This window comes from Pseudomonas sp. NUPR-002 (assembly GCF_056322725.1).
In genome coordinates this window covers 388,693-406,838 of the sequence record NZ_CM150476.1, presented here as the reverse complement: position 1 = coordinate 406,838, position 18,146 = coordinate 388,693, and the positions used below count along the sequence as shown (strand labels likewise).

The 18,146-nt window shown below is 62.0% G+C and carries 11 protein-coding genes; 3 read left to right on the top strand and 8 right to left on the bottom strand.

Features of this window, described 5'->3' with window-relative positions; all coding sequences use genetic code 11:
- Positions 1 to 7: 7 nt before the first annotated feature.
- Positions 8 to 3,004 carry a dermonecrotic toxin domain-containing protein gene (locus ACVWSC_RS01810; RefSeq protein ID WP_442111693.1) on the top strand — a complete coding sequence of 999 codons (2,997 nt, stop codon included), beginning with the start codon at positions 8 to 10 and terminating at the stop codon, positions 3,002 to 3,004.
- A 91-nt stretch (positions 3,005 to 3,095) separates the two neighbouring features.
- Here ACVWSC_RS01810 and ACVWSC_RS01805 read toward each other — a convergent pair whose 3' ends face one another.
- The 8 genes from ACVWSC_RS01805 to glnE all read right to left on the bottom strand — a co-directional run bounded on the left by ACVWSC_RS01805 (position 3,096) and on the right by glnE (position 13,150).
- Positions 3,096 to 4,538: a lipopolysaccharide kinase InaA family protein gene (locus tag ACVWSC_RS01805; protein ID WP_442111691.1), complete on the bottom strand. Its 1,443-nt coding sequence runs from the start codon at positions 4,536 to 4,538 to the stop codon at positions 3,096 to 3,098.
- On the bottom strand, positions 4,538 to 5,290 hold the full coding sequence (locus tag ACVWSC_RS01800; RefSeq protein ID WP_442111689.1) for a lipopolysaccharide kinase InaA family protein: 753 nt from the start codon (positions 5,288 to 5,290) through the stop codon (positions 4,538 to 4,540). The genes ACVWSC_RS01805 and ACVWSC_RS01800 overlap by 1 nt, the downstream gene beginning before the upstream one ends.
- Positions 5,287 to 6,021 (bottom strand): lipopolysaccharide kinase InaA family protein, encoded by a 735-nt coding sequence (locus ACVWSC_RS01795; protein ID WP_442111687.1) that lies wholly within the window; start codon positions 6,019 to 6,021, stop codon positions 5,287 to 5,289. Before ACVWSC_RS01795 ends, ACVWSC_RS01800 begins: the two co-directional genes overlap by 4 nt.
- Positions 6,021 to 6,827: a lipopolysaccharide core heptose(I) kinase RfaP gene (rfaP, locus tag ACVWSC_RS01790; RefSeq protein ID WP_442111685.1), complete on the bottom strand. Its 807-nt coding sequence runs from the start codon at positions 6,825 to 6,827 to the stop codon at positions 6,021 to 6,023. The genes ACVWSC_RS01795 and rfaP overlap by 1 nt, the downstream gene beginning before the upstream one ends.
- Positions 6,824 to 7,948, bottom strand: coding sequence for a glycosyltransferase family 4 protein (locus tag ACVWSC_RS01785; protein WP_442111683.1), 1,125 nt, complete (start codon positions 7,946 to 7,948; stop codon positions 6,824 to 6,826). Before ACVWSC_RS01785 ends, rfaP begins: the two co-directional genes overlap by 4 nt.
- A complete protein-coding gene (gene waaC / locus ACVWSC_RS01780) occupies positions 7,948 to 9,006 on the bottom strand; it encodes a lipopolysaccharide heptosyltransferase I (RefSeq protein ID WP_442111681.1) in 1,059 nt (352 codons plus the stop codon). Before waaC ends, ACVWSC_RS01785 begins: the two co-directional genes overlap by 1 nt.
- Complete coding sequence (waaF, locus tag ACVWSC_RS01775; RefSeq protein WP_442111679.1) at positions 9,007 to 10,056, bottom strand: lipopolysaccharide heptosyltransferase II; 1,050 nt, start codon at positions 10,054 to 10,056, stop codon at positions 9,007 to 9,009.
- A gap of 157 nt (positions 10,057 to 10,213) precedes the next feature.
- Entirely contained in the window at positions 10,214 to 13,150 is a 2,937-nt protein-coding gene (gene glnE / locus ACVWSC_RS01770; RefSeq protein ID WP_442111677.1) for a bifunctional [glutamate--ammonia ligase]-adenylyl-L-tyrosine phosphorylase/[glutamate--ammonia-ligase] adenylyltransferase, read from the bottom strand.
- Positions 13,151 to 13,616: 466 nt separating this feature from the next.
- Here glnE and aceE point away from each other — a divergent pair, with 466 nt between their 5' ends.
- Together aceE and aceF are read left to right on the top strand one after the other, a co-directional pair.
- A complete protein-coding gene (gene aceE / locus ACVWSC_RS01765; RefSeq protein WP_442111675.1) occupies positions 13,617 to 16,262 on the top strand; it encodes a pyruvate dehydrogenase (acetyl-transferring), homodimeric type in 2,646 nt (881 codons plus the stop codon).
- Between the two features lie 13 nt (positions 16,263 to 16,275).
- Entirely contained in the window at positions 16,276 to 17,895 is a 1,620-nt protein-coding gene (gene aceF, locus ACVWSC_RS01760) for a dihydrolipoyllysine-residue acetyltransferase (RefSeq protein WP_442111673.1), read from the top strand.
- Positions 17,896 to 18,146: the final 251 nt, after the last annotated feature.

Sequence of the window (18,146 nt, the reverse complement as noted above, 5' to 3'; positions counted from 1 at the left end):
CTGGGCCATGCCAACCCCCCTCGATCGTATTGAATCCATTGATACCCAGCTGGGCACCTTGCTGGAAGGGCTACCCAGCCTGGAGCAGGCCCTGGACCAGTGCCTGGCCAATGCTGCGGCTGACACCACCCTGCGCGCCCGTGACCTGATCATCGACAAGCGATCCCTGCTCGAACATGTGGGCGAGCGGCTACAGGGCAACAGCGCATTTACCCTTGCAGCCGACAGCCTGGTCAGCCACGGCGATAAGCCGCTGACAGCACTCAACCTGAAGGCATTGGCCAGTGCTGTTGAGACGCTCTGCCAGCACCTGCGGCAAACCTTTTACGCCAGCCTGCTCGACTTCTGGGCACAGACAGACAGCACGGGGAAAAGCCGCCAGCAGCGCCTGACCGCGCTACGCAAAACACAATTGCTCAACGAAATCGAACTGCGCCTGGGTGATCAAACCCTGAACTACGACCAGGCCTACTCCCTGCGAATCTGCCTGGAGCTGCCACTGCCCTGGCAACGTCTGCATTTGCCATTGAGCAATCGCCCACAGGTGTACCGCCCCTTGCTCAGCGCCAGCGCCCCCAATTGGCGGGCCTACCTGCCAGGCACGCTGGTGATCGTCCAGACGGGGCCGCAAGGGACGATGCTCACAGGCCAGGAAGAGGTGGGCTCGGCGCTGCTTTACAGCCTGGCGCATGGCATCGAAGTCTTCGCCAGTCTCAAGGCCTTGCACACTGAGCTGTGCGAACGCCTGGACGATCCTCATCAAAGCTCGCCCCTGCTCGAACTGACAACGCGCCCCCAAGACCGCGAACGAGCCCCTCAGGCCGAACGCCTGCGCTACGACTGGTTTACCGGGAGCGTGCTGGAAGAACAGGTCGAAAGCCTGCTAGCCGTGCAGCGTGCACGCTTGAGCAACGCCTGGCTGGAGGCCTGGAACCAGGGTCTTCAAGGCGATATCCCGGCCTTTGACCGTGCGCTCCTGCAGGCGATGGACCTGCGCCCGGCGGCCACCAGCAAAGGCTTGCTCGCCACCCGCTATGCCTTGCTACTGGAGAAGCACCTGCCGTCCTGGCTGCGCTCAAGCTCGCAGCAAGCCCTCTCCCAGATCATGCAGACCCTGCAGGAGTTGGCCGCCGCCATCGAACTCGCTGCAGCCCCGGGCATCCTCACCCTTGAGCAATTCAATCAGCGCCACACGCTGCTCGGCTGGACGCAGGAACGGCTGCGCGAACGCCTACGCAACGAGCATGGGCTGGACCTCAAGCCGCAAGACATTCGCATCAGCGTCACCATGGCCCGCCAGATCGGGCCAGTCCTGAACCCGTTGCTGCCAACCAGTTACATTGCCGTGGCCAGCCGACCGCAGGCCGGTGAAAGCATCGAAATGGTGAGCACCACCTGGTCCCTGGATGAGCTGGCGCTGCTGAACATCGCCTGGTTCGATATCGACTACTGGCTGACGGCCCGTGTCTATCACGTTGATGGTCTCAACATACCAGCACTGACACCAGGTGTTGTGAAAGCGCTGGTTCGCTCCCTCAATGCCGGCAGTGGCTATGCGCACTTTGTGCGCAGCCACTTGATCGACTCAGACGCCGGCCAGTGGCGCCAGCAAGCCCACATCAGTGTCAATCGGGCACGTATGCGTGCCGAAGCAGCCAAGGCGCGGCATGCCGGGCACTTCCTTGCCGACTCGCTGGAGCAGGGTTATCGCTGGGCCAGCGTGATTCTCAAATTCCCCGACAGCGCATGGCGCGCAACGGTAGAAGAGCACCGGATCAGTGTTCGCCAACTGGTCATCCAGGGTCATACCGTGCAGGGTGTACTGCTGCTGACGGCTGAAGTCGACAGTGTCAGTTCTTTTGTGCTTTACACCCCCAATGCCCCTGACCGACGCCCCTGGCGGGAATACCGTAACTCACGCGAACTGCTCAAAGCCCTGCGCAAATCTCCGACGTTGCGCAGCTACTTCGTCGAGCGCGTGCCCTTTGCCGATGGCAAATACATTGATCAGTTGCTACACAAGGGCAGGCTCGGCCCACACCTGAGTCGGCCTACCATCGACGGCAACTGGTGCGAGGCCTACTACCTGGCGGAAGTGAAGTCGCTGCTTGCCGCGGTCGACAACGGTAGCCGTACAACGACTGAGATGAATATTCAGTCAATGGTGACGATCGCCTGGTGGATCGTCGACCTGATCAGCCTGGTACTGCCTAGCCGTGCCTTGGCAGCGCTGGCGTTTGGCCGTATGGCCATTGATGTCTGGGATGCGCTGTCGGGCCTCAAAGCTAACGACCTCGAGGCGGTGCTGCGTCATACCTACAGCGCTTTGGCACACACGAGCGACGGCATCAACAATTATGCGGGCTCGACGTTGATGCGCCGCACCCTGCGTGGCCTGCCCAAAAACCCACCCCTGCCTTTACCGCAACGCATGAGCGTAACGCCCAACAGCAGCCAGTTGCGCTATCGAATCGATGGTATTTACGGAGAAGGTGTCTACGAGCAATCGTCAGCCTATACGGGGCTCACTCAATACTTCGTCAAGGACAGGCAAGGGCGTCACTACCAGGTCAGCTACGACGGGCGACGCTGGCTGGCGATCGATCCCAAACAACCGGACAGCTACCTGAAAGTGCCGCTCAAGCGTCGTGAAGATGGCGAGTGGGTGATCGACTCACCGGTACTCTGGTACGACGGGTTGCCCGACTTGCCCAAGCTGTTTGCCGACTGCCAGCCGGATACACCATTGGCTGGCGCCCCGGTCGAGCCAGCCAGCCAGCTTTACCGGGCTGACGGACAACTCTACCTGCAAGCCAAGACCCACCAACTGCCGCTACGCCCGCACCTGCTCGCTGACCACTACCACCTACAGATCCCGCAGGCGCAGCACAGCGCCGTGCCGGTGTGGGCGGTGTTGCGCTGGCAAGACAAACAATGGCGTATTCGCGTTCGCCAGAGCGGCCGTAGCAGCGACTGGCTGCCACTGCCGGACGAGTCCCGGTAGGAGCGGGCTTGCCCCGCGATGCGATGTGACTGACAAACCGCAATCGCGGGGCAAGTCGGATCGCCGCACCGCCGCTCCCACCGGAGGGTGGTCAATCGGTCAGCTTTGGCAGGCACTCATCCAGGCGTTTGTGCAAGGCACTGCCACTCGGCCAGTTGCGCAGCAGGCGCGCACGGTCACGGGCAAAGGCCGGGGCGAAACTGAGCTGGGTGGCGTGCTGACACATCGCGTCGAGGTCGATCAGCGACCATTGGCCGGCCTGCCAGAACAGGTTATGACCCTTCATGTCGCCGTGACTGATGCGCTCGTGGATCAGCTGCTTGAGCAGCGCCTGCAAGGCCTCAAGCTGCGCCTCGGGCACTTCGCCGCTGTCGATATAAGGTGCGAAGCACTCGATCAGGTCCGGTCCTTCGGCGTACTCGGTCACCAGATAGGCACGGCTGCGCAAGCCCATGACCCGCTGCTCCAACACCGCCAGCGGTCGGGGCGTGGCGATACCGAGAAACTCCAGGCGATGCCCTTCGATCCACGAGTGCCAGGCCCGGCTCGGGCGCCAGAAGCGCTTGAACCAGTGCGCGGTGTTCTTGATGTTGTAACGCTTGAGCACCAACGGCCGGCCATTCACCTCGACTCGCGCGACACTGGCAGCACCACCGGTCTTGTACAGGTGGCCCTGGTCAATCAGTGAATCCGCCTGCTCCAGCACCGGCAGCATGGCAGCCAGTTCTTCGCGACGAACCGAACGCAATCCGCTCAGGCCACGCTCCACGCTGAACAGCGTGCATTCGCGACCGGCCTTTTCCAGATAATCCTTCAAACGCCAGCTGCGTACCTTGTCGATCTGCTTCTGCAGCGCTTCCAGTGGCAGCGCATGCTCGGCGTTGGCCAACAGGTAATGCACCAGCAGTTCTTCAATGAACGGTTCCAGGCGCTTGGGCAGTTGTGCGAACAATACGCCGAGGTTCTGCAACACCTGCGCGCGCGACAGCGGTTTACCCAAGGTTTCGGCCTTGATCCCGGCGCCATCGATCAGGTACAGCTGACCGCCATGGCGCATCAGGTTGTCCAGGTGCAAGTCTTCCTGCCACAAGCCCTTGGCGTGCATCTGTGCCACGGCGGCCAACGCTTCACCGAGCACCATTTGTTGCTCATCAGCCAGCACAGGCAGGGCTTCGACCTCGGCCCAGGCATCGGCCAGGCTCTGCGCACCTTCAAGGAATTCGAACAACAACCAGCCGCCCTCGCCTTCGCGCAGGCCGTCGGCCAGCAGCAGCGGCGTGGTCAGCCCTTGCGCCGCCAGCAGGCGGGCACCGTCGAGTTCACGCTGAAAATGCCGGGGGGCACTGTTGCCAACCAGCAGCTTTGCCAGCACCGGCTTGCCGCGCCAGATACCGGCGCCTACGTAACGTTGCCCGGGCAACACCCGCAACAGGCTGAGCAATTGCAGTTCGGCAGGGCCTGCGGCATCGGCCAGGCCGATGTTCAGGGGCAGGTCCGGGTAACGCCCGGCACCTTTGAGTTCGGACAAACGCATCAACGAGCCTCTTTCTCACGACGGCGGCGCGACAGGCGCTGCAGCCAGGTATCGACCAGCGTGCTGTCGGTGGGTTGCTCAAGATAAGACGACAGCATTACCCGCACATCAGCCTCGCTCCACAGCGGTGCGCGACGCAACAGCGGCTCAAGATCCTTGAGCCGGTCACGCATGCCCAGCAACAGCGGCCGGGTTTTTTCCAGGTCGATCAGTTGCGCCTGCCAGCCTTCGCTGCGCTCACGCAAAAAAATGTGCTTGGGATAGAAACAGCCATGCACCTGACCTGCTGAGTGCACGGTACGCGCCAACAGGCCACAGGCCCGCAGAATGCCTTGGCGCTGGCCAATCTCCAGGGTCGGCCACACGCCGAACAGGCTGTCCAGGTCGCTCCAGTCATCGAGCGCACGGGTCAGCAGGATCGCCCGGCGCTCACCATCAATCTTGCGTTCGCCGTAGTAAACCGCCTGCAGCGCGGGAATGCCCAACTTCTGGTAACGGGTGATATTGCGGAACTCGCGGGCAAAGGTCGGCTCACCGAAGGGCCGATGCAAGGTGCGGGTCAGGTAGTCGCTCTGGCGTTTGAGGTAGTAACCCTTACCCTCAAGCTCCAGACGATAAACGCTGCTCCAGCCGCCGCGGCCGGTGTTGGGCTCATCCACGGCATCGAGCTGCAGCGCCCAGAGCTGGTCGAAACCGTTCAGGCCATGGCGCTCAAGCAGTGCAATGTCGGCACTGGCGAGAAAATCAGTCATTCGCGTCCCTCGAAAAACGTCACGACATGCCGAATCCGGCGCTTGTCCGATGCATTGAGGCGCTCGCGCCCGCGGTACTGCAGGTAAAAGCGCAAACGCTGCGTGGCCGACAGGTGATATTTGGCCACTTTGTCCAGGCACGCCAAGTCTTTGGTAATCCGGTAGCGCAGCATAAAGCCCCACCAGAAGTCGCCCGTCGGGCAATCGATGAAGAATAGCCGCGCTTGATCATCAACCAGCAGGTTGCGCCACTTCAGGTCGTTATGGGTGAAATGGTGATCATGCATGACCCGCGTGTGCCGGGCCAACTGACGGCTGATGTGGTCGACCCAGCCACGATCGGCCAGGCGTGAGTCCTTGCGCTCGGCCAGGGCCGAGAGGTCTTCGGTGCGCGGCAGTTCGCGGGTGATCATCGCCCCACGGCCAAAGGCCAGGCCGTTGCGTTCCAGGCCCCAGGCCACCACCTCGGCGGTGGGGATATCCCATTTGGCGAACTGCTTGAGGTTTTGCCACTCGGCCTTGATCCGCGGGCGCCCCAAGTAGCGGCGCAAGCCTTTACCGGCGCCGGTGTAACGCTTGACGTAATAATTCACCCCGTCGCGCTCAACGCGGATCACTTCACTCAACGGGTCGTGGGTCAGACGCTCACCCTGCAAGGCGAAGACTGCCTCGATACTGCCAAAATCCGCCGCCAGCGCCTGGTAACCAGGCTCCAGTGTCCATCCCGCCATCAGAGCGCATCCCCGTATCGTTGTTTACGCTCGTAGAGCTTCTGCGCCTTGCCTTCCAGCCAGCGCAGCAGCACGGCTTCTTCGGCAAGGATCTGGCGCAGCGGTTGCTGGAAGTAACCGCGCAGAAAGCGCAACTTGTCGCGCCGGGTCAGGCCGATGTCCAGCGCCGAGAAATACAGCGCGGCCAGGTCCTTGTTACGCCAGCGTCGCGAGATGCTCGCACGGGTCTGCGCACGGTGCAGGTCGATGACCGACAGTTTGAAATCATCGGCCGTCACTTCGCGGTCGGTGTGCAGCAGAAAGTGGCAGATGTAGCAGTCTCGGTGATTGACCCCGGCGCGGTGCATCATCCCGGTCATGCGCGCCACTTCAGCGATCAGCGCGCGCTTGAGGCGCGGCTGCGGCGGTTGCTTGAGCCAGTCGATGCTGAAGTCTTCGAGGCTGACCGTCGGCGCCAGCTCTTCGGTGACGATAAATGAATGCTGCGCCGCCGGGTTGCTGCCACGCTCGCCGTACGCCACGGCGGTCATGGTCGGCACGCCAACCTCATGCAGGCGCTGGATCGCTTGCCATTCCTGACCGGCACCGAGCACCGGCAGCTTGGCAGTGAACAGGTTCTTGAAGATCTCACCCCAGCCAATGCCCCGGTGAATCTTCACGAAGTAGCCACGCCCCTCGACCTCGGTGCGCAGCGTGCGGCGACCTTCCAGCTCGCGGTACACCTGGCCCTGCAGGCCCTCCACGGCATCGAAGGCATCGCGCCCGGCCCACAGGCGTTTGAACGGCTCGGCCAATATCAGTTTCATTTACGCTCCGGGGCCAGAATCACATCGGCAGCATGCTCGGGCATGCTGTAGAGGTCGGCGGTGTCGGCGAACGCCAGGCCATTGCGGGCCCAGTCAGCGCGGGCGCTATCGTCTTCGAGCATGCGCTGCAGGTACTGATTGAGCTGTTCCTGTTCGAACGGCTCATCCAGCACCAGGCCGCTGTCGGCCTCGGCAATGTAATGGGCATAACCACAGACTGCCGAGACCAGCACCGGCAGCCCGGCGACCAGCGCTTCGAGCAATACCGTGCCAGTGTTTTCGTTGTAGGCCGGGTGAATCAACAGGTCGGCGCCGAGCAGGAAACGCGGGATATCGCTGCGGCCCTTGAGGAACTGCACCTGATCGTTCAGACCGAGTGTTGTGCTCTGCAGCTGGAACACCTTGGGATCGTCCTGGCCGATCACCATCAGCCGGGTGCGCTTGCGCAGGGCCGTGGGCAGCGCCGCCAGCGCCTTGAGGCTGCGGTCAACGCCTTTGGTCTTGAACCCGGAGCCGATCTGCACCATCAGCAGCTGGTCATCCTTGAGGTCGAACTCACGGCGAAACTCGGCGCGGATCTCGGCGGCATTGGCCGGCGCCCGACGGTCCTGGGAAATTCCCGGCGGCAGCAGGTGGAAACGCTCCAGCGGCGTGCCGTAGTGCTTGATGAACAAGGGTTGCTGGACTTCCGAGATCATCAACACCTCGGTCTTGGCATCCTTGGCAAACACCGCCCGCTCATACTCGGCAAAGTGCCGGTAGCGGCCCCAGCGACGGTACAGCGAGTTACGCAGGTTCTGCGCCTTGTCTTCGAAGCAGCCGTCGGCGGCGTAGTACACATCCAGCCCCGGCATCTTGTTGAAGCCGATCAGACGGTCTACCGGACGCTTGGCCAGGTCGGCCTCCATCCAGGCGCTGAGTTTCTCGTTGCGCCGATGGTTGAACAGCGCCTTGACCGGTGCCACCAGCACCTCGAAACCTTCAGGCACATCGCCTTCCCAGATCAGCGTGTAAACGCGGATCTTGTGACCACGGCGCTGGCACTCCAGGGCGATACGCATGAAATCGCGCTGCAGCCCGCCGAAGGGGAAATATTTGTACAGCACAAAAGCCAGTTGCATTAACGAACATCCTCAGCCAGCAGCAACGCGCGCAATTGGCTCGCTACACGCTCGGGATTCAGGCGAGTGAAGCACAGCGGCCACTCGCGTTTGAGATCGAACCGGCGCTGATCGTCAGCACTCGGTTTATAGGTACATTTTTTCTGCAGGCACGGGGCACAGGCAAAGTCGCTGGCCAGGTGTACCTGCGACTTGCCGTAAGCGCCGGTCAGCCCCGGGTTGGTCGGGCCGAACAGCGACAGGGTCGGCACATCCAGCGCCGCAGCCAAGTGCCCCAGTCCGGTATCCACCGCCACACAGGCCTTGGCCGCAGCCAGCACCCGGGCGACACCGGCCAGGTTCAATTTTGGCAGTACCTGGCAGTTGCTCAAGCCTTTGGCAATGCGTTCGGCACGCGCCTGCTCGGCCGGATTGCCCCACGGCAGGCGCACCTGCAGGCCTTGCTGGCCCAGGCGCTCAGCCAACTGCCGCCAGTAGGCCTCGGGCCAGTGCTTGGTCGCCCAGGTTGTGCCATGCAGGAACACCACGAACGGTGCAGCTGGCGGCAACTGCAGGCGATTGAGGTCGAGCCCGTAGTCACCCAGGCCAGCGGGCAGGTCATAGCCCAAGGCCAGGGCGATCAGTTGCCGTACCCGCTCCACCGCATGTTGCCCGCGCTGCACCGAAAAGCGTCGGTCATAGAAGCGGCTGGACAGCCCTTCACGTGCCGAATAACGGTCCAGCCCAGCCACCGGGGCTTTGACGTAGCGGGTCAGCCAGGCCGATTTGACCAGGCCTTGCGCGTCGATCACCAGGTCATACTGACGCTCGCGCAGGCGCTGCTTGAACTGCCGCCATTCGCCATTTTTGATGGTCTGCCAGAGGTTCTTGCGCCAACGGCGAATCGCCACCGGGATGACCTGGTCTACCGCCGGGTGCCAGCTGGGGATCTCGGCAAAGCCTTCTTCAACCACCCAGTCGAATCGAATCCCGGGAATCGCCCGCGACGCGTCGGTGAGCGCCGGCAGCGCGTGAATCACATCACCCAGGGACGAGGTCTTGATCAGCAATACCCGCACTTAGTCGACCTCAACCAGAACATCGACCAGGCTCGGACCATTCAGGCGCTGCAAGGCAGCTACCACAGCCTCAGGTTCGAGCTGACGCAGGCAGTTGTAATGGCCGAAACGGCAGGTACGGTCGAAACACGGGCTGCACTCCAGGCCCAGGCGCACCACTTCGACCTGATCGGCCAGCGGCGGGGTAAAGCCCGGTGAGGTTGAGCCGTAGACCGCTACCAGCGGACGGTTGAGGGCTGCGGCTACATGCATCAGCCCCGAATCGTTGGACACCACCGCATCGCTGCACGACAGCAGATCGATAGCCTCGGCCAGCGAGGTTTCGCCGCTGAGGTTATAGGACTCTTCACGCAGGCCCGGGATCAGCCGGTCACGAATCGACTCGCCCACCGCGTGGTCGTTTTTCGAGCCAAACAGCCACACTTGCCAGCCTTCGCGGATCTTCACCTCGGCAACCTTGGCGTAGTGTTCCGAAGGCCAGCGTTTGGCCTCGCCGAACTCGGCACCCGGGCACAGCGCCAATACCGGACGATCGAGGCTCAGGCCGAACTTGGCCAGGGCCGCATCACGGCTGGTGGCCTCGATCTGCAGGCTTGGGCGCGGGTACGGCTTTGGCAGCTCGGTGCCTGCCGGGTAAGCCAGGGCCATGAAGCGCTCGATCATCAGCGGGTAGCGCGCCTTGTCCAGCTTGCGCACATCGTTGAGCAGGCCGAAACGCAGCTCACCGCGCCAGCCGGTGCGCTTGGGGATACCAGCGAAGAACGGCACCAACGCCGACTTCAGCGAATTGGGCAGCAAGATGGCCTGGTCGTACTGACCGGCCAGCGATTTGCCGATACGCCGCCGCGTCGCCAGTTCCAGCGCGCCGTGGCCGAGCGGAAAGCTCAAGGCCTGACGCACTTCAGGCATGCGCTCGAGGATCGGCCGGCTCCACTCGGGGGCCAGGACGTCGATCACACACGCCGGATGTTGCTGCTTCAGGCAATGGAACAGGGTCTGTGCCATTACCATGTCGCCCACCCAGCTGGGGCCAATGATCAAAATTCTCATGCTTTATCCAGAAACGATCAGGGAGGCTGCAGCCTGTCCGCAAACAGCCTGGCCTCCCTTCTTTATATTCAGGCTATATAGCGACCAGTGTACGCCACTCGGGCTGTAGTGTGGTCGAGGCAGGCTTCCTGCCGCCTGATTCGCCTGGTTCAACCGCTTAGGTCAGGCCCATTTGCGCCCAGATCCGCCGCACTTCGCCGCGTTCTTTAACGAACTGCGAGGCATCGATCACCCCGGCCTGCTTCTGCAGGGCCTGGCGGTGAGCTGCCGAGCGAAATGCCTTGTACACCTCACGCAGCAGAATCGCATCGCTGGCGGGCATCAACCCGGCCTGTTCAAGCTCTTCAAGGATGCGGATGTTGTCGGTCCAGCGCAGCAGTTCCGGATGGTCGTGAGACCAGGCCAAAGCGGCGTATTGCACCATAAATTCGATATCGACGATACCACCGGCATCCTGCTTGATATCAAAGGGCACGCCCGCCTCGAAAGCGTTGGCGCCGGTACCGGCGGCACTGACCTTGGTCCCCAGGTTGTCACGCATCTTGGTGCGCATTTCGCTGACTTCAAGCTGCAACTTGGGCAAATCACGCGCCTGCCCGAGAATCCGCGCCCGTACCGCTTCGAAGGCCGAGCCCACCTGTGGGCAACCGGCCAACACCCGTGCGCGCACCAGCGCCTGGTGCTCCCAGGTCCAGGCCTCGTTCTGTTGATAACGCTCGAAAGCCCCTACCGAACTGACCAACAGGCCCGAGGCACCTGAAGGACGCAGGCGCATGTCCACGTCGTAGAGCTGCCCGGAGTTGGTCTGGGTGGTCAGCAGGTGAATGATGCGCTGGCCCAGGCGGGTGAAGAACTGGGCGCTGTCGATAGGTTTGGCGCCATCGGTTTCGGCCTGCGGATCACCGTCATGGATGAACACCAGGTCAAGGTCCGAGCCATGGCCCAGTTCGATGCCACCGACTTTGCCGTAGCCGACAATAATGAACCCCGGATCACACAGGCTGCCGTCGCTGCGCTTCGGTTGGCCGTGGCGCGATACCGTCTGGCGCCAGGCCAGGGCCAGCACCTGGTTGAGAATCGCTTCCGCCAGCCAGGTCAGGTAGTCACTGACCTTCATCAACGGCAGGTTACCGGCGATTTCAGACGCGGCCACGCGCAGGCTGTGGGCCAGCTTGAAATGGCGCAAGGCTTCCATCTGCTGTTCCAGATCGTCCTCGGGGATGCGCGTCAGCCGCTCGCGCAGCTCGGCTGCAAGCTCCGGCGCCAGTGGCGGGCTGAACAAACGGCCCTCGTTCAACAGTTCATCGAGCAGCAGCGGGAAGCGGGTGATCTGCTCGGCAATCCACGGGCTGGCGGCACACAAGGTCAACAAACGGCGCAGCGCCCCGGGGTTTTCGGTCAGCAGCACCAGATACGCCGAACGCCGGGCCACCGCTTCCACCAACGGCAAGACCCGCTCGAGCACCAGGTCCGGGTCGGCATGCTCCACGGCCTGCGCCAGCAAGCGTGGAATGAAGGCGTCCAGACGCTCACGCCCCAAGCGCTGCATGGCGCGCAGCTGGCCACTGTTGCGCAGACCGGCCAGTTGCCGCAGCGCCTTGCTCGGGTCGGCAAAACCGGCGTCCTGCAGCTGGCGGCAAGCGGCCTCCTCATCCTGGGCTTCTTCCCACAGCGGCAGCCATTCACCGCCAACAATCACCTCGCCCTCTTCGTTTTCGTCTTCGTCCGGGTCGGCGATGACCTGACGGAAATGCCAGTCGATGCGGCCGCGCCAGTGCATCAGCTGGGCATGGAAACTCGCCCAGTCGGCAAAGCCGAGCATAAAGGCGATGCGCGCACGGTCCAGGTCACTGTCTGGCAGCATCTGGGTCTGGCGGTCGGCGATGGCCTGGATCGCATGCTCGGTGTAACGCAAGAACTCATAGCCTTCACGCAGTTCGGCGACCACCGCAGGCGGCAGGTAGCCTTGCCCCTCAAGGGTCGCCAGCACCTTGAGCAAGGGCCGTTGCTGCAGGCTCAGGTCGCGCCCGCCGTGAATCAGCTGGAACGCCTGGGCAATAAACTCGACCTCACGAATACCGCCAGCACCGAGCTTGATGTTGTCGGCCATACCTTTGCGCCGCACTTCTTGCTGGATCAGCTGCTTCATGGTGCGCAGCGCTTCAATGGCGGAAAAATCCAGGTAGCGCCGGTAAACGAACGGGCGCAGCACATTCAGCAACTGTGCTCCGGCCTGCTGGTCACCGGCCACCACCCGCGCCTTGATCATCGCGTAGCGTTCCCAGTCGCGGCCCTGGTCCTGGTAATACTGCTCCAGTGCATTGAAGCTGAGCACCAGCGCGCCCGACGAGCCGTAAGGCCGCAGACGCATATCAACGCGGAACACGAAACCGTCGACGGTGATCGGGTCCAGGGCTTTGATCAGGCGCTGGCCCAGGCGGGTAAAGAACTCCTGGTTATCCAGCGAGCGCTTGACCCCTTCGGTTTCACCACCCTCGGGGAAGGCAAAGATCAGGTCGATGTCCGAAGACAGGTTCAGCTCGACCGCACCCAGCTTGCCCATGCCCAGCACCACCATGTGCTGCGGCTGGCCGCTGCGATGCCCCATCGGTGTACCGAACTGCTGGCAGTGACGCGGGTACAGCCAGTTATAGGCTTGGTCAATGCAGGCATCGGCCAGATCAGACAGGTCCCGGCAGCTTTGCACCAGATCGGCCTGGCGGTTCAGGTCACGCCAGATGATCCGCACCTGCTGGCGGTTGCGCTGGCGGCGCAAGTTGCGCGCCAGTTCGTCCTCGCTTTGCGCCGCCTGACTGGCGTCGGCAATCTGCGCGCACAGTTCACCTGGGCCGAAGCTACGGTCGAGTTCGCCGCTGGCGGCCAGTGCCAGCAGCATGGCCGGGTCGCGCAATGACTGTTCCAGGACAAAGTCACTGGCGGCGGCAACCCGAGCGAACTGCGCCCACCGTTCAGGCGTCCAGCTATCAAGGGACACATCAGGCACCTGGGCAACCGCGGCGCGCAGCGCTTGTTCGTTACGGCTGACTAACGGTGCGAGGGGGGCAGGCAGGTCAACCAGCAAAGGCAGGCTCATGGTCTATCCTTGATCGGCGAGAAAAGATTAGCGGCAACAGGTGGGATCATTTGTATTGCACCCTCTGTAGGAGCGGGCTTGCCCCGCGAAGCGATGTGATGGGTGAAATGCGATCGCGGGGCAAGCCCGCTCCCACCAACCGTGGCTGGACTGTCATACAAAAGTTAGAAATAGCTGAAAAACATGATTCTGTGGCAGAAACCATCGCAGCAAACCTTTTCTTAACTTGCTTTTAACCACCGGTATCGTTTTTTCCCACAACCTGAACTGAGGCCACAAGCCAGTTTTCTGTAGTTTTACTACTGCTTCTTCACTTCAAAAGCATGAAATGGTGATTCATTTGTAGTAAAACTACACAACGCCGGTACACTCTCCGGTAATCCAAGAATTTCATGTCGTCTGCCCAAAAGGCCAGTCGCAAACTCAGGCAACCGATTCTGGAAGCCTTTCCGCCCTGGAGCAAGCCATGCAAGACCTCGATCCCGTCGAAACCCAGGAATGGCTGGACGCCCTGGAGTCGGTTCTCGACAAAGAAGGCGAAGACCGCGCTCACTACCTGATGACCCGTATGGGCGAGCTGGCCACCCGTAGTGGCTCCCAGCTGCCATATGCCATCACCACGCCATACCGCAACACCATCCCTGTCACCCACGAAGCACGCATGCCTGGCGACCTGTTCATGGAACGCCGCATTCGCTCGATGGTTCGTTGGAACGCGCTGGCAATGGTTATGCGCACCAACCTGAAAGACTCGGATCTGGGCGGCCACATTTCGAGCTTCGCCTCCAGTGCCACCCTGTATGACATCGGCTTCAACTACTTCTTCCAGGCCCCGACCGAAGAACACGGCGGCGACCTGATCTTCTTCCAGGGCCACGCCTCGCCTGGCGTCTACGCCCGCGCCTTCATGGAAGGCCGCATCAGCGAAGACCAGATGAACAACTTCCGTCAGGAAGTTGATGGCAAGGGCCTGTCGTCCTACCCGCACCCATGGCTGATGCCTGACTTCTGGCAGTTCCCGACTGTTTCCATGGGTCTGGGCCCGATCCAGGCGATCTACCAGGCACGCTTCATGAAGTACCTGGAAGCCCGTGGTTTCATCCCGGCTGGCAAGCAGAAAGTCTGGTGCTTCATGGGCGACGGCGAGTGCGACGAGCCGGAATCCCTGGGTGCAATCGCCCTGGCTGGCCGCGAGAAGCTGGACAACCTGATCTTCGTCATCAACTGCAACCTGCAGCGCCTCGACGGCCCGGTTCGCGGCAACGGCAAGATCATCCAGGAACTCGAAGGCGTGTTCCGTGGCGGTGGCTGGAACGTCAACAAAGTGGTTTGGGGCCGTTTCTGGGACCCACTGCTGGCCAAGGACACCAACGGTGCCCTGCAACGCCGTATGGACGAAGTCATCGACGGCGAGTACCAGAACTACAAAGCCAAAGACGGCGCGTTCGTCCGTGAGCACTTCTTCAACACCCCAGAGCTCAAGGCCATGGTCGAAGACCTGTCCGACGACGAGATCTGGAAGCTCAACCGTGGTGGTCACGACCCGTACAAGGTCTATGCGGCCTACCATCAGGCGGTCAACCACAAAGAGCAACCGACTGTCATCCTGGCCAAGACCATCAAGGGTTACGGCACCGGTGCTGGCGAAGCCAAGAACACCGCGCACAACACCAAGAAGGTCGACGTCGAGAGCCTGCGTCAGTTCCGCGACCGCTTCGACATCCCAGTCAAAGACGACGAGCTGGAAAACCTGCCGTTCTTCAAACCGGAAGAAGGCAGCGCCGAAGCCCGTTACCTGGCCGAGCGCCGCTCTGCACTGGGTGGTTTCGTGCCACAACGCCGCGCCCAGAGCTTCAGCGTGCCAACCCCGCCACTGGAAACCCTGAAGGCGATCCTGGACGGTTCGGGCGACCGCGAAATCTCCACCACCATGGCCTTCGTGCGGATCCTCGCGCAACTGGTCAAAGACAAGGAAATCGGCCAGCGCATCGTTCCGATCATCCCGGACGAAGCCCGTACCTTTGGTATGGAAGGCATGTTCCGCCAGCTGGGCATCTACTCGTCGGTCGGCCAGCTCTACGAGCCAGTCGATAAAGACCAGGTGATGTTCTACCGCGAAGACAAGAAAGGTCAGATCCTCGAAGAAGGCATCAACGAAGCCGGCGCCATGTCGTCGTTCATCGCTGCCGGTACTTCGTACAGCTGCCACAACCAGCCGATGCTGCCGTTCTACATCTTCTACTCGATGTTCGGCTTCCAGCGCATCGGTGACCTGGCCTGGGCCGCTGGCGACAGCCGTACCCGTGGCTTCCTGATCGGCGGTACCGCCGGCCGTACCACCCTCAACGGTGAAGGCCTGCAGCACGAAGACGGTCACAGCCACATGATGGCCGGTACCATCCCGAACTGCCGCACCTACGATCCAACCTACGGCTACGAGCTGGCGGTGATCATCCAGGACGGCATGAAGAAGATGACCGAAGAGCAACAGGACGTCTTCTACTACATCACCGTGATGAACGAGTCTTACCAGCAGCCAGCCATGCCGGCCGGTGTCGAGGAAGGCATCATCAAAGGTATGTACCTGCTCGAGGAAGATACCCGTGAAGCGGCGCATCACGTTCAACTGATGGGCTCCGGCACCATCCTGCGTGAAGTGCGTGAAGCGGCGAAGATCCTGCGTGAAGAGTTCAACGTCGGCGCCGACGTGTGGAGCGTCACCAGCTTCAACGAACTGCGTCGCGACGGCCTGGCCGTAGAGCGCAGCAACCGCCTCAAGCCTGGCCAGAAGCCACAGCAGACTTACGTCGAGCAGTGCCTGAACGGTCGCAAAGGTCCGGTCATTGCCTCTACCGACTACATGAAACTGTTCGCCGAGCAGATCCGTCAGTGGGTGCCGAGCAAAGAATTCAAAGTCCTGGGTACCGATGGCTACGGTCGCAGCGACAGCCGCAAGAAGCTGCGTCACTTCTTCGAAGTCGACCGTCACTTCGTGGTGCTGGCTGCCCTGGAAGCCCTGGCTGACCGTGGCGAAATCGAACCTAAGGTCGTGGCCGATGCCATCACCAAGTTCGGTATCGACCCGGACAAGCGCAACCCACTGGACTGCTGAGGAGTATTTTTAAGTGAGCGAACTCATTCGCGTACCTGACATCGGCAGCGGTGAAGGTGAAATCATTGAGCTGTTCGTCAAAGTCGGCGACCGCATCGAGGCTGACCAAAGCCTGCTGACCCTGGAGTCCGACAAGGCCTCCATGGAGATCCCGGCCCCCAAGGCCGGCGTGATCAAGTCGCTGAAGGTCAAGCTGGGCGACCGCCTGAAAGAAGGCGACGAACTGCTGGAACTGGAAGTCGAGGGCGCAGTTGCTGCGCCTGAGGCTCCGGCCGCAGCCCCTGCTGCTGCCCCTGCCGCTGCTGCTCCAGTTGCCGAGGCCGCTGCACCGGCTGCTGCCGCTGTTCAGGACATCCACGTTCCGGATATCGGTTCCTCGGGCAAAGCCAAGATCATCGAAATGCTGGTCAAGGTTGGCGACAGCGTCGAAGCTGACCAGTCGCTGATCACCCTGGAATCGGACAAAGCCTCGATGGAGATCCCGTCTCCTGCCGCAGGCGTGGTCGAAGCCATTGTTGCCAAGCTGGACGACGAAGTCGGTACCGGCGACCTGATCCTCAAGCTGAAAGTGGCGGGCGCTGCGCCTGCCGCCGCCGCAGCTCCAGCACCTGCCGCTGCACCTGCTGCTGCCGCTCCGGCCGCTGCTGCTCCAGCGCCAGCTGCCAAAGCTGAAGCTGCACCCGCAGCACCGGCTGCCGCACCTGCTGCTGCCAGCGGTGCCAAGGTTCACGCAGGCCCAGCGGTACGTCAGCTGGCCCGTGAGTTTGGCGTCGAGCTGAGCGCTGTCGCTGCCACTGGCCCGCACGGTCGTATCCTCAAGGAAGACGTGCAGGTTTACGTCAAGGCCATGATGCAGAAGGCCAAGGAAGCCCCTGCCGCCGGTGCAACCGGTGGTGCTGGCATCCCGCCGATCCCGGAAGTCGACTTCAGCCGTTTCGGCGAAATCGAAGAAGTGCCGATGACCCGCCTGATGCAGATGGGCGCGACCAACCTGCACCGCAGCTGGCTGAACGTGCCTCACGTCACCCAGTTCGATTCGGCCGACATCACTGAACTGGAAGCCTTCCGCGTTGCGCAGAAAGCGGTTGCAGAGAAAGCTGGCGTCAAGCTGACCGTTCTGCCGCTACTGCTCAAGGCCTGCGCACACCTGCTCAAGGAACTGCCAGACTTCAACAGCTCGCTGGCGCCAAGCGGCAAAGCGATCATCCGCAAGAAGTACGTCAACGTCGGTTTCGCCGTTGATACCCCGGATGGCCTGCTGGTTCCGGTGATCAAGAACGTCGATCAGAAGAGCCTGCTGCAACTGGCTGGCGAAGCGGCGGCCCTGGCTGAAAAAGCCCGGACCAAAAAGCTCTCGGCTGATGACATGCAAGGCGCTTGCTTCACTATCTCCAGCCTCGGTCACATTGGCGGCACCGGCTTCACGCCGATCGTCAACGCGCCGGAAGTGGCGATCCTCGGTGTTTCCAAGGCCACCATCCAGCCAGTCTGGGATGGCAAAGCCTTCCAGCCGAAGCTGATGCTGCCGCTGTCGCTGTCTTACGATCACCGCGTGATCAACGGTGCCGCTGCTGCGCGCTTCACCAAGCGCCTGGGCGACCTGCTGACCGACATCCGCACCATGCTGCTGTAACTGCTGTTTCCTGTCTCCCTCTGCCGGGGGAGACAGGCTCCCTTTTCGAGCTGCCACGCTCGTACCTCAACCCCGCCACTTTGGCGGGGCTTTTTTTGCCCCACGGTTTACCAGACTCCGGTAGGAGCGGGCTTGCCCCGCGATACGATGTGGCTGACAAACCGCAATCGCGGGGCAAGCCCGCTCCCACCGGAATGGGTCAAGATTCTGGCTTTGCTGCCGACACAGTGTGTGCAGGCTTGTCAGCCCCC